The sequence below is a fragment of the Thalassovita sp. genome (genome assembly GCF_963691685.1).
Lineage (GTDB): Bacteria > Pseudomonadota > Alphaproteobacteria > Rhodobacterales > Rhodobacteraceae > Thalassobius.
Map to the genome: position 1 here is coordinate 2,630,142 of NZ_OY829290.1, position 14,810 is coordinate 2,644,951.

The window sequence follows — 14,810 nt, forward strand, 5'->3', positions numbered from 1 at the left end:
AGAGGAGAAAAGCCTGAGTTAATCCCGCGGTGTCAGGCGCAGCCAAATACCATCTTTCCCGCGCACCGTCAGATGCGCCACCGGAACAGGTGGGCGTTCGTCTACCAGGTCAAACCGGTAGGCCCGCACCAGCTGTGCCAGCAGCAGGGTGCCTTCGACCATGGCAAAACCGGCGCCGGTGCAGACCCTTTGCCCGGCTGAAAACGGCATATATGCGTGGCGCAGGCAGTCTTTGCCGTTCTCTGTCGCGAAACGCGCGGGATCAAAGCTGTCAGGATCATCCCAAAGACGCTCATGGCGATGCAGGTGCCAGGGGCTGAGCACGATTTGACTGCCAACCGGCACATCCCGTTTGCGAAACTCCTCGGGGCAGCGGTTTTCGCGCACCATCATCGGCACTGGCGGGTAAAGCCGCAGCGCCTCCCGAAATACATCGCGGGTCAACCGCAGTTTGGAGACAACAGAAAATTCCGGCAGCACCGGGCTGGCCAGCACATGCGCCTCCGCCGCCACCTTTTCCTGCCAGTCAGGGTGCAGCGCCAAGAGGTAGAGCGCCCAGGCCAGGGCCGAGGCACTGGTTTCATGTCCCGCGAGGAAGAAGATCGCCACCTGATCCACCATTTCCTCGGTGTCAAAGCGCGCGCCGGTTTCAGGATCCGCGGTGGTCATGATCTTGGTCGCCAGATCATCTGGTGCCTCCCCCGCGCGGATGGCCACCATTCGGTCCTGCGTCAGCTGGGTGATCAGCGCCCGTATCACCGCCGCCGTTTCGCGGGTTTTCTTGCGATGGAACCGGGGCACCCATTTGGGCAGCGGCACAAAGGCGCCGAGGTTCAATACAGGCTGCGTGCGTTGATGTTCACGGAATTGGTCGAACACCTCAGCCGCGACAGCATGTTCGATCGGGATCGAAAACAGGGTGCGAAAAATGACATCAGCGGCCGCATGGCTGCTGTGGGCCTCAATCTCCACCGGCTTGCCGTCGGCAGCCGTGTTCAGCCGCGCCACCGCCGCCTGCCCTGCCGCCCACATGGCCGGAAACGTGTCGCGCAGACGTCCGCCCTCAAAGGCGGGATCAATGATGCGGCGTTGGCGTTTCCAGGTTTCGCCATTGGTCAGGAACACCGAATTGCCCAGCAAGGGACGCAGCCCCTCACTGATCCGATCAGACTTGGGGAAGTCATCCGGACGCTGTTTCAGCACCAGATCCACCAGATCGGGCTGGTTGCACATGTAGCTGCGGAAAAAGGGCGTGCGAAACTCAGCCATCCAGGCCCGGTAGAGCCGCTGCGGCTGCGCCGAAAGGATATCCTGCCGGAACAGGCGCAGGTAACGCCAGAGCGATACCTTATCGGCCCGCGCTGGGGGTTTTGGCGGCAGCGGCGCTGGCGTGGTCATGGCGCCCCCCGCTCAGACATCTGGGTGAACTTGTTCACCGGGGTCTCAATGCGTGATTTGGACGGCTGGCGCCCGGCAAACCGGTGATCCAAGCGCTGCGGCCCTGCCGTGATGCGGAAATAGTCATAGTCACCGGGCCGATCAAAGGCGCAGAGATATTGAAAATGCAGCCGGAAAAACCGCCAGCGCAGCGCCTTCCAGCGGTCCGGGCTGAGTGTTTGCGTGAAGGCGGCTGAGATCACGATGGGCCAGCGTTTGCCCTCAGGTGCCACACCGCTGACCGCCACAGGATCGCAGAGCGCAAAGGCGCAGCCATCCCCGGGCGCAGTGACGTCGAGCCAGAAGATCTCTTCGCGCTCAGACAGATAGGCCAGATCGCCGCGCAGCCGTCCGGCCTGCGGCAGGAAAGAAACCATCGGCACCACCTGCCCCAGCGACAGGAAATTCAGCCGTGCGCCCTCTGCCGGCACCTCTCCTGCGCGGATCAGATCCGACAGGATTGAAATCGCCAAATGCGCGCCGGAGCTGTGCCCCACCACCAAAACCTCATCCACATCTGTGCGCAGGGCCGCGGCGATCAGCGCGCGAAACTCGGTGATCCGCGCCTCAAGCGCAGGCGGGTTGGCACCTTTGAAATGGGCGGAATAGGCGTAGTCATGCATCAGGTAATAGGCGAAGAACTTGCCGTCCTTCTTGCGAAACCAATTGAGCACAAAGGGCACCACAATCAGCCCGCCCCAGGCCGCCCAAGGATGCAGCAGCGCCAGCCCCTGCCCCAGCCCCCAGGCCAAGAGCAGCGCCAGCATCAGCTGCACCAGCAGAAAAATCACCGGGTACAGCGCGGCAATCACCGGCCCTTTGCGCAACCGTATCAACCGCCAGAGCGCGCCCGAGCCGATATAGGTCCAGGCGGTGCGGATCAGCTGCAGGTAGGTTTGTGTGATGCCCAGATCCATGCTGTCACGCACCAGATCCGCCCAGTAGAGCACCTGCACATCGGTTTCTACCACGGCACCGTCCTGGGTTGAGGTGACACGCCAGCCGTAGGGTCCCTCAAGCTGTTTGGGGCTGAGCGCCAGATCATAACCCGAGATTAAAGCCTGCGCCGCGCCCTCCTTGCGATAAAGTTCGCGGTAGCGGCGCGGGTGAATCGGATCGTAGCCGGGGATGTAAAACACCCGACGGCGCTGCACATTTTGGGCGGATCTGTTGTGGTCTTGCTCGGTCATAGGTGCCTCGTCCACGCCATCTTAGCGCAGATTTACCAAAGCACCACAACCGTTACCTGTTTATTTTGAAGAGATTACCCGACCAGCGCCAGTGCCGGGAAGGTTTCCAGTAACCAGTAGGAAAAGGCGGAGAAGCCGCCAGTCAGCATCAACAGGCCGATGGTCCACAACAGGAGCCCCATCACCCGTTCGATCTGTTCCATATGGCGTTTCATCCAGCCCATCACCCCGGTCAGCCGTGGCAGGAAGGCCGCGACCAGCAGGAACGGCACACCAAGCCCCAGCGCATAGACCGCCAGCAGCAAGGTGCCGCGGGTCAGTGACGCCTCAGAGGCGGCCAGCGACAGGATCGCACCCAACTGCGGGCCGATACAGGGCGTCCAGCCAAAGGCAAAGGCCAGGCCTAGAATATAGGCGCCAAAGGCCGATCCCCCGCGGTCCCCCGCATCAATGCGCGCCTCGCGGTCCAGAAAACCGATCCGGTAGACGCCCACAAAATGCGCGCCGAAAATCATCACAAGGATGCCCGCGATGGCGTTGAACCAACCCTGATATTGCAGGAACAGCGTGCCCACCGCAGAGGCGGTGAAACCAAGGAACAGGAAAATCGTCGACAGCCCCAGCACAAAGAACAGCGCCGGCACCACCGCCTTGCCGGTCTTGGCCTTGCCTTCGCTGAGATCGGTGATCGAAACCCCGGACATATAGGCCAGGTAGGGCGGCACGATCGGCAGCACACAGGGGCTGAGGAAGGAAATCAGGCCCGCGATAAGCGCGATGAGCATGGCAGGCAGCAGGGCGGCATCGATGATGCTGATATTTTCAAGTCCGAACATAGGGCTTAGCTACCTGATCGCTGCAGCGCTGTCACCCGACGCATTGTCACAAGGCCGTGGCGAAACGTTACAGGCCCAAACGCAAACGCCGCCCCCGAGGGAGCGGCGTTCAAACTGTAATGCTGTCAGCCCTTTAGACGGACCACCAACCGCGGCGCTTGGGCTTTGGCGGGGCTGCGGGTTCTTCCACAGCGACCTCGGCCACCGGCTCGGGTGTGGGTTCCGGGGCAGGCTCTGGCGCTGCGGCAGGTTCCTCAGAAGGCTGAGCTTCGGCTTGAGCTTCGGGTGCGGCCTCAGCAGCTACCTCTTCCAGAACGGGTTCCGGCGCGGCCTCAGGTTCGGCTTCAGCTTCAACCGCTGCAGCGGCGTCCTCAGCTGGGGCGTCTTCTGCCACAGTGTCTTCGGTTGCTGCCACTGCAACGGTTTCCGCTTCAGGTGCCTCGGTCACGGCCTCTTCGGCGGTGTCTTCAGCAGCCGGCGCGTCTGCCTCTGCGGTTACCTCTGCCTCAGCGGCAGGCTCTTCGGTGGCAGGCTCCGCACCCGCGTCAGCGGCAGGGGCTTCGGCGTCAGCTGCGGCCCCCTCCTCGGTGCCCTCAGCGGGTTGATCCGATTTGCGGCGACGCGAGCGACGACGGCGGCGTGGTTTCTTCTCCTCTGCCGGGACGTCGCCCGCAGCAGCTTCCGAAGTCTCAGTGCCTTCGTCGGTCACAGCCTCAGCAGCCTCAGCGGTTTCGCCTTCGGCTTCAGCCTCTTGTGCCTCACCGTTTTCACCTTCTGCCCGCTCACCAGCGTTTTTCCGGCGGCGACGACGGCGGCGGCGCTTCTTCGGCTTGTTCTCATCCTCACCGTTTTCAGCAGTTTCTGCGGCCAGCGCTTCCTCTGCTTCTTCGGCTTCCGCCTCCTCGTCGATCTGATCCATCAGCGAGGTGTCGACCGAAACCACAGGCGCCGGCGCTTCGGCAACCACGCGGGTGGCGGTTTTGAACTTCTCCAGCGTGAAGTCGGGGCTGATCAGCATCGGATCGCCTTCGATCCGCACCGACAGACCATAGCGGCCTTCGATCTGGGCGACGTGTTCACGTTTCTGGTTCATGATGAAGTTGGCGATACCAACCGGGCATTTCACCAGCACCTCGCGCGAGCGGCCACGGGTGCCTTCCTCTTCGATCTGACGCAGGATCGACAGCGCTAGGTTGTCGTCCGAACGGATCAGGCCGGTGCCGTGACAGGCGGGGCAAGGCTGGGTGGTGGCCTCGATCATGCCGGGACGCAGACGCTGACGCGACATTTCCAGCAGGCCAAAGCCCGAGATACGGCCGATCTGGATCCGCGCGCGGTCCGATTTCAGCTTATCTTTCAGACGTTTCTCAACCGCGTTGTTGTTGCGGCGTTCGTCCATGTCGATGAAGTCGATGACGATCAGACCGGCCAGATCGCGCAGACGCAGCTGGCGCGCCACCTCTTCAGCGGCCTCCAGGTTGGTCTTCAGCGCGGTTTCCTCGATCGAGCCCTCTTTGGTGGCCCGGCCCGAGTTCACGTCAACCGCCACCAGCGCTTCGGTCACACCGATCACGATGTAGCCGCCGGATTTCAGCTGAACGGTCGGGTTGAACATGCCACCGAGGTAGCTTTCCACCTGATAGCGCGCGAAGAGCGGCAGCTGATCCTGATAATTTTTCACGTTTTTGGCGTGGGACGGCATGATCATTTTCATGAAGTCCTTGGCGATGCGGTAACCGCGTTCACCTTCCACCAGCACCTCATCAATCTCACGATTGTAGAGGTCACGGATCGACCGTTTGATCAGGTCGCCTTCTTCGTAGATCTTGGCGGGCGCGATCGACTTGAGCGTCAACTCGCGGATCTGTTCCCACATGCGCTGCAGATATTCATAGTCGCGCTTGATCTCGGCTTTGGTGCGTTTGGCACCGGCGGTGCGCACAATGAGCCCGGCGCCCTTGGGCACGTCCAGCTCATTGGCAATCTCTTTCAGTTTCTTACGGTCGGCAGCATTGGTGATCTTGCGCGAGATGCCACCACCACGGGCGGTGTTGGGCATCAGGACACAGTAACGACCCGCCAGCGACAGGTAAGTGGTCAGCGCCGCGCCTTTGTTGCCGCGCTCTTCTTTAACGACCTGCACCAGCAGGATCTGACGAACCTTGATGACTTCCTGGATCTTGTAGCGACGCGGACGCGGTTTGCGGCGCGGGCGGATTTCCTCGCTGTCATCTTCTTCGGCGACGGATTCGATGCTGTCGTCTTTTTCGGTCGCATCCAGCTTGTCGTCGCCGTCTTCGTCTTCATCGTCGGAAGCTTCTTCCGATGCCTCTTCCGCATTGACTTCCACTTCGGCGGCAGGCGCGTCTTCCGCGGCAGTGTCTTCCGCAGGGGCTTCCTCGGCCGGGGCTTCGGCCACGGCGTCGTCGGCTTTCACCTCTTCTGCCTGAGCGGCCTCAGGGGCAGCTTCGGCAGCACCTTCTGCCGTGTCCTCAGCAGGTGCCTCTTCGGCAGCAGGCTCTTCAGCCGGCGCCTCAGCCGCGTCTGCCGCAGGTGCCTGCGCCACGGCTTCATCTGCCTTGGGTGCCTCAGCTGCTGCGGCCTCTTCACCCGCCTCAGGGGCGTCAGCAGTTTCTTCTGCAGGGGCCTCTGCTGCCGGCGCGTCCTCTGCGGTTGCTTCAGCAGGTTCTTCAACCGGGGTCTCCGCCACGGTTTCCATCGGCGACAGGCCTTCGCCTGCGTCGACCACATCTGCGGCGCCAACTTCAATGGCGTCCGAAGTGGTTTCGTCCGTCAGGTCGATAGTTTCCATGCCAGCGATTTCGCCGGACGCCTCAGCAGCGGGCGCATCGGCCTCAGCCGCCGGGGTGTCCTCAGCAGGTTTTTCCACCTCTTTGGAGACTTTCGCATCCTTCGAGCGGTTCGACGCAGCGCGCGACCGCGACCGGCGGCGACGCGGCTTTTTCTCTTCTTCTTCCTCTTCGGCCTTCTGCTGTTCGGCATAGGCACGTTCTTCTTCCATCAGCGCTTCGCGGTCGGCGACCGGGATCTGATAGTAGTCAGGATGGATTTCCGAGAAGGCAAGGAAGCCATGGCGGTTGCCGCCATAGTCTACAAAAGCCGCCTGCAGTGAAGGTTCGACCCGTGTTACTTTTGCCAGATAGATGTTGCCAGCAAGCTGGCGTTTGTTTTCGGATTCAAAGTCGAATTCCTCAACCTTGTTGCCGTCCACCACCACGACGCGGGTTTCCTCCGCGTGGGTGGCGTCGATGAGCATTTTCTTTGCCATGTTGTCCGTTTGCATCGCGGCAGAACCGCCCGGCCCGGGGGCCCGGCAGGTTGCGGCAGATGTCTGTCAGGGGCGAGTGCGGACGCGCTGCAAAGCCGGCTGTTCTCAGCCGTTGCAGTGGAACTCGTAGGTTTCGCGCGCCTCATCGCGTTTCTTCTCCGACGCTACAGGCGGGTATGGTGACCTCGCTCAATGCGCCCGTTCATGGCCCGCGCCAGAGTGTCTGGCGTCAGGCGGTCTAAAATGGCTCGTCCGCGGGGGCGCGGTCCGGGCCCAATCGGTCTGTCCGAGGGGTCGCGGCGAAGTCTGATGCCGTCGGCCGATCTTCGGATCAGCGAAACTCATGCGGTGCGGGAGGAGTCCACGACACCGTCTCCAGAACATAGTGCGGGCTGGGGATAAATTACAATGGGAAAATGTCTGCGCGATCTGCCTGAAAGGGAATTGAGCCTGAAAAAGCAACCATTAAGGGATCAACGCCCCTTATTTGCCACGCTGTGCTGCGCCATGCTGACGGCTTCGGCCAGGGTGCGGGCGACCATTTGCCCCAAATCCGGCAGCGGTTTATCCACAGGCCGCAGATCCGGGATCTGCACCGCATGACATCCGGCGGCCACAGCGGCGGCGATGCCGCGATCACTGTCCTCAAACGCTGCCGAATGGTTCGGGTTGACCCCCAGCCGTTCCGCCGCCTGCAGGTAGGGGGCTGGATCGGGTTTGGTGGCCCGCACCTCATCGCCGCCCAGCACAAATTCCACATGGCCCAACAGGCCAGCAACCTCCAGATGGTGGCGGGCACGATCGCCCAGTGTTGAGGTGACAACCGCCATGCGGGCACCCTGCCCGGCCAGATCCGCCAGCACCTCAGCCACACCTTCTTTGACAGGCAGATCCGCGGACACCGCCGCATCGAAATTGGCGCGCCATTCCTCAATGACATCTGCCGGTTTCAGCGCTTTGGGCAGAAACTCCAGCAGCATGGCATTGGTGGTGGCTGCTGAGGTGCCAACAAGGGTCAGGAAGAAAGGCTCAGCCCTCGACAGCGCGACGCCTTTGGACACCACAGTGTCAAGGAAGGAGGACATGGCCAGCCGCTCACTATCGAGCAGCAGACCGTCCATATCGAACAGATAGGCCTCTGGCAGCATTGTGCAGATCTCAGAGGTAATCCGCACGGGCGAGGCCGTATTTCGCCATCTTCTCATTCAGCGTCCGGCGCGGCAGGCAGAGCTCCTCCATCACTGACGCGATGGAGCCTTTGTGACGGCGCATGGTGTTATCGATCAGCATGCGTTCGAAGGCTTCAACGTACTCTTTCAGCGGTTTGCCCTCGGTGGTCATCACCGGTTGCATGTCTTCATGATCCGACATCAGGAGCGAGGCAATGGTGCCCGAGCCACGACGCGATTGCAGCACCGCACGTTCGGCCAGGTTGATCAGCTGACGCACGTTGCCCGGCCAAGGGGCCTGCAACAGCTGCGCGGCTTCTTGGGCTGAAACCTGCGGCGTGTCACAGCCGTATTCCTCGGCAAACTGTTCGCTGAGGCGGGTGAACAGGGTCAGGATATCCTCCCCCCGCTGGCGCAGCGGCGGCAGGGTTATGCGCAGCGCGGCCAGACGGTAGAACAGATCCGAGCGCAGCGCGTCTTCGCAGGTGCGGTCCTGTTCCTGCATGTTGCAGATCGCCACCACACGGGTTTCTGCTGGCGTGCCCTGATCGTTGATAAAGGACAGGAGGCGCGCCTGCAGGCTATCGCTCAGCGCCTCCACGTCTTCCAGCACCAAGGTGCCACCACGGGCTTCTTCCACGGCGGGCAGCTGGCTGTCTTCGGGCAGCATCGGGCCAAACAGACGCTTGGCCAGCGCGTCCTCATCCCACGCCGCGCAGGAGAGCAACACAAACTTCTTTCCGGCGCGGGAGCCAACCGCGTGCAGCGCGTGCGCCACCAGCGTCTTGCCGGTACCGGTTTCACCATCGATCAGCACATGACCGTCGGCCTGACCCAGATCCAGAATATCCTCTTTCAGACGTTCCATCGCAGGGGCGGAGCCGATCAGCTTCTTCATCAGCTGACCACCATCCGACAGTTCGCGGCGCAGGGCCCGGTTGTCCAATGTCAGGCGACGGGCATTGGTGGCCTTTTTCGCCAGTTCAGTCATCCGGTCCGGGTTGAACGGCTTTTCGAGGAAATCAAACGCCCCCACCCGCATCGCTTCTACCGCCATGGGGACGTCCCCGTGGCCGGTGATCATGATGACCGGCAATGCGCTGTCAGACCCCATGAGTTTTTTCAGGAACTGCATCCCGTCCATGCCCGGCATCTTGATGTCCGAAATGACAATGCCCGGATAATCCGGCCCCAGCGCCTTTAGCGCATCTTCGGCGCTGGCGAAGGTTTCGGTGTCATAGCCCGACAGGGCCAGCCATTGGCTGATGGACTGACGCATATCCTGTTCGTCGTCCACGATGGCGATTTTCATTGCTTTTGCCATGGTCTTCTCGGCCCTTATTCCGCCGCCTCAATATCACTTTCACCGGTCAAGATAGGAAGTTGCATCTCAAATACAGCCCCCCCGCCTTCGGCGTTGCGCGCCAAAAGGCGCCCCCCTAGGTCGTTGACGATCCCCGAGGAAATGGCAAGCCCCAGCCCCACGCCCTCCCCCGGACGTTTGGTGGTGTAGAAGGGCTCAAACAGGGCATCAAGATCATCAATGCCCTGCCCGTTGTCACGCACCGTCAGCGTCGCCGTTTCACCGGCGGCCAGCAGCAGTTCGATCTGCGGCTCATCAACCGATTGGGTGGCATCCAAAGCGTTGCGCAGGAGGTTGATCATCACCTGTTCAACGCGCACCCGGTCCCCCATGACCATCACCGGGTCATCGGGGTAGACGCGGCTGATCTCAACCTTGCGGCTTTTCAGCTGCGGTTCCATCATCGACAGGGCTGAGGCCAGCGCATCGCCCATATTCACAGGGGTAAACTGATCGCCGCCTTTGCGCGCATAGGACTTCAGCTGGCGGGTGATCTGCCCCATCCGATCAATCAGATCGTCGATCCGCTGGAAGGACGACAGCGCTTCTTCGGGCCGGTTGCGATTGAGCAGCAGACGGGCGCCCGCCAGATAGGTGCGCATCGCCGCCAGCGGTTGATTCAGCTCATGGCTGACGGCCGCCGACATCTCGCCAAGCGCGGCCAGTTTTGACGATTGCGCCAGCGTCTGTTCGGCCACGGCAAGGGTCTGTTGGACCTTTTCGCGTTCGGCGATTTCCCGCTGTAGTCTTGCGTTCAATGCGCGAAGCTCTGCCGATTCCCGCTGGAACAGCATCAGACGACCGGCGGTCTTGCGGCTGAGCGCATAGAAGGCCAGCGCCAGCAGCATGGCGAATCCCATAATCTCCAGCGCCAGAACGCCGTTCACCTTGTCACGAACGCTTTCGTAGGTGGTGAAACTGGCGATGTGCCAGCCACGGAAGGGAATGCGGCTTTCCATCCGCATCACGGCCTTACCCTGCACGTAGGCATCTGCCGGCAAGGTGGTCCAATCTGCGGTGGCCTGAATGGCGCGCTGAATGGCCGATTGCGCTGGCGCCTGGGCCAGCGCCTCACCCTCGGTTTTTGAGCGCCAGCGTGGTTCGGTGGCCAGGATGATCGTGCCGGTGCTGTCGGTGACCAGAACCGCGTCCGAAATGCCCGCCCAGGCACGTTCAAACTTGTGCAGGTCAACCTCTACCATGATCACGCCCAGCGTGTTGCCCTGTTCCTCAATCCGGCGCGAGTAGATGAAACTATAGCCACCGGTTTCGGTTTCCAGCACCGTGAAAAGGGTCTCGCTGGCCCGGATGGCGTTGAAAAAATAGGGGTCCGAGCGGTGCTGACTGCCCAGCCGGTTGCGATCCGTTGCCGCCACTGCGCGGCCATCGGAATCCAGCAACATCAATGAGGCGGCGCCGATTTCTTCGACAAAAGAAATCAGACGCTGGGTCGATGTGGAGTAGTCAGACGAATTCAGCGCCCCGATCAGCGCCGGGTCCCGTGACAGCAGCTGCGGCACGATGGCGTTGCGGCGCAGCTCAGACAGCAGGTTGCCGGAATAAAGCGCCAATCGCAGCTCGGCCCGGTTGCGGGTGTTTTCCGTGAAGCGATCGGTCAGCAGTTTGTTGGTGACCACAATGGTGATCACCGCCATCACAAACAGCAAAGCCAGTGCCAAACGCACCCGCCAGGAGGTCAGGCGGGTCCGGCGCAGCGATGCGGCAGGTGTCGGGGATTTGGAGGTGGGCAGCTCAGACATGCCCCAAAGTAAAACAGCCCCCGAGGGGGCTGCAAGATCTGTCGCTTAGGCTGTGACCAATTGGTCCATCAGACTGCGGAACATTGCCGATCCATCGGTGCCGCCATGGCGTTCATCCACCGACCGCTCGGGGTGGGGCATCATGCCCAGCACCCGGCGGTTGTCCGACAGGATACCGGCGATATCGCCATCCGAGCCATTAGGGTTGTCGGTGTAGGTGAAGGCCACGCGGTCTTCGCCTTTCAGACGGGCCAGCAGTTCCGCGTCGGCGTTGTAGTTGCCATCGTGATGCGCCACGGGGATCATGACCTCCTGGCCTTGGCTGTAGCCCGAGGTAAAGGCGCTGTCTGCGGTGGCAACCTGCAGACCGACCTGTTTGCAGATGAACTTCAGCCCGGCGTTGCGCATCAGCGCGCCCGGCAGCAGACCGGTTTCGGTCAGCACCTGAAACCCGTTGCAGATGCCCAGCGCATAGCCGCCACGTTCGGCGTGTTTTACCACCGAACGGCAAATCGGCGAATTGGCCGCAATCGCGCCGCAGCGCAGGTAGTCACCAAAGGAGAAGCCCCCGGGAATGCCGACAATATCGACGCCCTCAGGCAGGTCAGTGTCCTTGTGCCAGACCATGGTGACATCAGCACCTGCCTGCTCAAAGGCAACGGCCAAATCTCGGTCACAGTTGGATCCAGGGAAAACGATGACGGCGGCTTTCATCGCGGCATTCTCCATGCTTGGGCCATCTCAGCGTGATGAGGGAGAGCGCCCCCCTCAGCCCCTAGCGGATGGCGGCGACGGCCAAGCGTCGCAGTTGAACTGCGGGCCTGATACGATGCACGCCCGCGCGGATCAAGCCCAGCGCGGGCGCGATTTGCACTTGCGGCGTAATTGTCGCCATTTGGGGGCGTTTTCAGCCCCCTGCGGCGGCAATTTCGCCGTCGATTTGCGCCTGATCAGGGCAGCGGCTGCAGACCACTGTAGATATGGCTGATTTTCAGGTCCGAGTCGCTGGAGGTGCTGTGGCACAGGAAGCAGTTCTTGGATTGGAAATTGTTGTTCTCATCCGGGTATTGATGGAAGGTTTCCAGGGTTGAGTTGGCCAGCCGATCACCGCCGCGAATGTTGGGATCACTGTCACCGGTGGGCATCTGCCCTTTCTGCGTCCAGATGCTGCCGATTTGGTAGTAATTACCGCGGACATCCCCGCGCTGCTGCAACATGTTCAGCAGCGATCCGTTGAGCGACACCAGATCGGAATTGGCCAGCGCCGTATTCATATCCTCCGGCGCCAGACCAAATGGATTCATCTGCACCACGCTGACCGGGCCGATGGTTTTGCCTGCGACCGCAGCAATGCCTGTGTCACTGGTGGCCGCCACTGTGGCAATCATCGGCGAGGTTCCGGCCGGCGGCATCGCGTCAAAGAAGGTCCAGTTGCCCGTAGTGTCAGGCATGGCCAATGCAGGCTGACGCGCCGAGGTCATATAGTAGTAGCTGAGGTTCGGCGCGTTATCGACATGTTCGAAACTGGCCCAGATCATTTCGGGATGCCCCTTGGCGGTGCCCACCACATGCATCCCCACCATTGCCAGTGGCATGGTTTCGGTGCCCATCTGTGGCCAATCGGTTGCGCTGCTGCGATCAAAGGCCGGGACTTCGGCGTTGATCACCAGATAGCGTGACGCATCCACCGTGCGCGCATCCACCCAAGAGGTTTTGAGTTCAAGCACCAGCGCCTCAGCATAGGGCAGCTGTTTGCCAATCACCTTTTGCAACTCCTCCATCTCAGGCTGGTCGCTGGGGAAGTTGATATTAAGCGCGCCGCTGAGTTGCCCCGCCTTCTGCGCGGTGAGGTATTCGGCGTAGGCCTCATTGACGTGAATGCCGTAGTAGGTGAGCGATCCTTTCTGCGACAGAAGCACATCGCCGCCGCCCGCCTGACCGGTGCCACCAATGGCTTCGTCCCCTTTCAGGCCACGCACCCCAAAGGCATTTGGCGCATCGCCCAGGAACTGTTCAAAGGTGAAGTCATCATTGCCGTGATTGATCACGTCATAAAAAAACGGCCCGTCAAAGACATACCCCGGGTGTGCCGTATTGGGGCTGGTCAGAAACAGAAACATCTGCGCCCCCCAACGGTAGAAATTGCAGTTGGTATCGTCGTCGAACAGATCGCTGTCAGGGGGATTGAAGGGGCCATTGGGGCCTTCGCTGCCATAGCGGGCCCATTGATGCAAATCGCCCGGGGTTATCGGGCAGGTTGCGTAGACATCATTTGGAAAAGTCACCTCGGCGCGGGCTGTATTTACACCGACCGAGCTAACGAAGGCGGCCAAAGCGGCCGCAGCTAGGGAATAGGTTTTCAGCATTAAAGGACCTCAGAAATTGAGCAAGAAACAGCTGGGCCCCTTCAGCTGCCCCCACAATACCACCTAGGCGCGCACGAAATCAATCGAAAAACACAACCTTTGCGCAAGCAATTCGTTCAAACTCCCGCCAAATGCGCATAAAAAAGGGCGCCTCAGCGGCGCCCTCTCTGACATCTGTTAATCAGACCTTAGGACAGTTCGATCGAGTAGCTTTCGATCACCGTGTTGGCGAGCAGCTTCTCGCACATGTCCTTTACAGTGTCCTCAGAGGTGCCATCGGCCAGATCCAGTTCAATTACCTTGCCCTGACGAACGCCTTCGACGCCCTCAAATCCAAGCGACCCAAGGGCGTGGCGCACGGCCTCCCCCTGCGGGTCCAGAACACCGTTTTTCAGCATGACGTGAACGCGAGCTTTCATGTGCGTTTCTCCGGTCTCAGAAGTTAACAAAATTGCAGTTCGATAGAGGAACGCCCGGACAAAAGCCGGGCGTTGTATCAGTTGATCAGGGTCGGTTTGCCCATCGGCGGCTGGTTCTTCGGCAACAGGCCCAGACGGTTGGCCACCTCGGTATAGGCGTCCGTCAGGCTGCCAAGGTCGCGGCGGAACACGTCTTTGTCCAGTTTCTCACCGGTTTCCAGATCCCACAAGCGGCAGCTGTCGGGGCTGATTTCATCGGCAACAACCAGACGCTGGAAATCCCCTTCAAAGACGCGGCCGATCTCAATTTTGAAATCCACCAGCTTGATGCCCACGCCATACATCACACCCGACAGGAAGTCGTTGACGCGCAGCGCCAGGCTGAGGATATCGTCCATGTCCTGCTGGCTGGCCCAGCCAAAGGCGGCGATATGCTCTTCAGTGACCAGCGGATCGCCCAGCTTGTCCTCTTTGTAGCAGTATTCCACGATCGGGCGTGGCAGTTGGGTGCCCTCTTCGATGCCCAGACGCTTTGACATGGAACCGGCGGCGTAGTTGCGCACGATTACTTCCAGCGGAATGATTTCGCAGGAACGCACCAGCTGCTCACGCATGTTGAGGCGTTTGAGGAAATGGGTCGGAACCCCCACGTTTGCCAGGCCCAGCATGAAGTATTCGGACAGGATGTTGTTCAGCACACCCTTGCCTTCGATCACGTCTTTCTTTTCGGCGTTGAACGCGGTGGCGTCATCCTTGAAGTATTGCACGATGGTGCCGGGTTCCGGGCCCTCGTACAGAGTTTTTGCTTTGCCTTCGTAGATTTTCTTGCGCCGTGCCATGACCACTCCGTCAGTGATCCGGGGCCGAGTCCCCGGGGTTGGCGCCCTCTTAGGCCATCAAAGCCCTTGCCGCAAGCACACTGAGGGCTGTTTGAGGGTTAAAAACAGCGGGCGGAGCGATCACAGCGCCCCCTGCCCGCCT

General features: G+C 60.9%; 11 protein-coding genes. All 11 read right to left on the minus strand.

What is annotated here, in order from left to right:
- Window positions 1-18: 18 nt before the first annotated feature.
- The 11 genes from ACORLH_RS12690 to purC all read right to left on the minus strand — a co-directional run bounded on the left by ACORLH_RS12690 (window position 19) and on the right by purC (window position 14,668).
- Window positions 19-1,398, minus strand: coding sequence for a cytochrome P450 (locus ACORLH_RS12690; protein WP_321828767.1), 1,380 nt, complete (start codon window positions 1,396-1,398; stop codon window positions 19-21).
- Complete coding sequence (locus ACORLH_RS12695) at window positions 1,395-2,627, minus strand: hypothetical protein (RefSeq protein WP_321828768.1); 1,233 nt, start codon at window positions 2,625-2,627, stop codon at window positions 1,395-1,397. Before ACORLH_RS12695 ends, ACORLH_RS12690 begins: the two co-directional genes overlap by 4 nt.
- A 74-nt stretch (window positions 2,628-2,701) precedes the next feature.
- Entirely contained in the window at window positions 2,702-3,463 is a 762-nt protein-coding gene (locus ACORLH_RS12700) for a cytochrome c biogenesis CcdA family protein (RefSeq protein ID WP_058242807.1), read from the minus strand.
- Between the two features lie 133 nt (window positions 3,464-3,596).
- The gene (locus ACORLH_RS12705) at window positions 3,597-6,752 is read right to left on the minus strand and encodes an Rne/Rng family ribonuclease (RefSeq protein ID WP_321828769.1); all 3,156 of its coding nucleotides are present in this window, start codon (window positions 6,750-6,752) and stop codon (window positions 3,597-3,599) included.
- A 473-nt stretch (window positions 6,753-7,225) separates the two neighbouring features.
- Window positions 7,226-7,957, minus strand: a complete 732-nt coding sequence (locus ACORLH_RS12710; RefSeq protein WP_321828770.1) for an HAD family phosphatase — start codon at window positions 7,955-7,957, stop codon at window positions 7,226-7,228.
- Entirely contained in the window at window positions 7,911-9,245 is a 1,335-nt protein-coding gene (locus tag ACORLH_RS12715; protein WP_058242805.1) for a sigma-54-dependent transcriptional regulator, read from the minus strand. The genes ACORLH_RS12710 and ACORLH_RS12715 overlap by 47 nt, the downstream gene beginning before the upstream one ends.
- Window positions 9,246-9,259: 14 nt before the next feature.
- The gene (locus ACORLH_RS12720) at window positions 9,260-11,044 is read right to left on the minus strand and encodes a sensor histidine kinase (RefSeq protein WP_420719755.1); all 1,785 of its coding nucleotides are present in this window, start codon (window positions 11,042-11,044) and stop codon (window positions 9,260-9,262) included.
- A gap of 45 nt (window positions 11,045-11,089) precedes the next feature.
- Window positions 11,090-11,758, minus strand: coding sequence for a phosphoribosylformylglycinamidine synthase subunit PurQ (gene purQ / locus ACORLH_RS12725; protein ID WP_321828771.1), 669 nt, complete (start codon window positions 11,756-11,758; stop codon window positions 11,090-11,092).
- A gap of 236 nt (window positions 11,759-11,994) precedes the next feature.
- On the minus strand, window positions 11,995-13,410 hold the full coding sequence (locus ACORLH_RS12730; protein ID WP_321828772.1) for a hypothetical protein: 1,416 nt from the start codon (window positions 13,408-13,410) through the stop codon (window positions 11,995-11,997).
- Between the two features lie 188 nt (window positions 13,411-13,598).
- Window positions 13,599-13,829 carry a phosphoribosylformylglycinamidine synthase subunit PurS gene (gene purS / locus ACORLH_RS12735; RefSeq protein ID WP_058242802.1) on the minus strand — a complete coding sequence of 77 codons (231 nt, stop codon included), beginning with the start codon at window positions 13,827-13,829 and terminating at the stop codon, window positions 13,599-13,601.
- Window positions 13,830-13,906: 77 nt separating this feature from the next.
- Window positions 13,907-14,668: a phosphoribosylaminoimidazolesuccinocarboxamide synthase gene (gene purC, locus ACORLH_RS12740; protein ID WP_321828773.1), complete on the minus strand. Its 762-nt coding sequence runs from the start codon at window positions 14,666-14,668 to the stop codon at window positions 13,907-13,909.
- Window positions 14,669-14,810: the final 142 nt, after the last annotated feature.

Coding starts and splice junctions, on each gene's coding strand:
- ACORLH_RS12690 (WP_321828767.1), bottom strand. CDS start 1,398: ATGACCACGCCAGCGCCGCTGCCGCCAAAACCCCCAGCGCGGGCCGAT.
- ACORLH_RS12695 (WP_321828768.1), bottom strand. CDS start 2,627: ATGACCGAGCAAGACCACAACAGATCCGCCCAAAATGTGCAGCGCCGT.
- ACORLH_RS12700 (WP_058242807.1), bottom strand. CDS start 3,463: ATGTTCGGACTTGAAAATATCAGCATCATCGATGCCGCCCTGCTGCCT.
- ACORLH_RS12705 (WP_321828769.1), bottom strand. CDS start 6,752: ATGGCAAAGAAAATGCTCATCGACGCCACCCACGCGGAGGAAACCCGC.
- ACORLH_RS12710 (WP_321828770.1), bottom strand. CDS start 7,957: ATGAGAAGATGGCGAAATACGGCCTCGCCCGTGCGGATTACCTCTGAG.
- ACORLH_RS12715 (WP_058242805.1), bottom strand. CDS start 9,245: ATGGCAAAAGCAATGAAAATCGCCATCGTGGACGACGAACAGGATATG.
- ACORLH_RS12720 (WP_420719755.1), bottom strand. CDS start 11,044: ATGTCTGAGCTGCCCACCTCCAAATCCCCGACACCTGCCGCATCGCTG.
- purQ (WP_321828771.1), bottom strand. CDS start 11,758: ATGAAAGCCGCCGTCATCGTTTTCCCTGGATCCAACTGTGACCGAGAT.
- ACORLH_RS12730 (WP_321828772.1), bottom strand. CDS start 13,410: ATGCTGAAAACCTATTCCCTAGCTGCGGCCGCTTTGGCCGCCTTCGTT.
- purS (WP_058242802.1), bottom strand. CDS start 13,829: ATGAAAGCTCGCGTTCACGTCATGCTGAAAAACGGTGTTCTGGACCCG.
- purC (WP_321828773.1), bottom strand. CDS start 14,668: ATGGCACGGCGCAAGAAAATCTACGAAGGCAAAGCAAAAACTCTGTAC.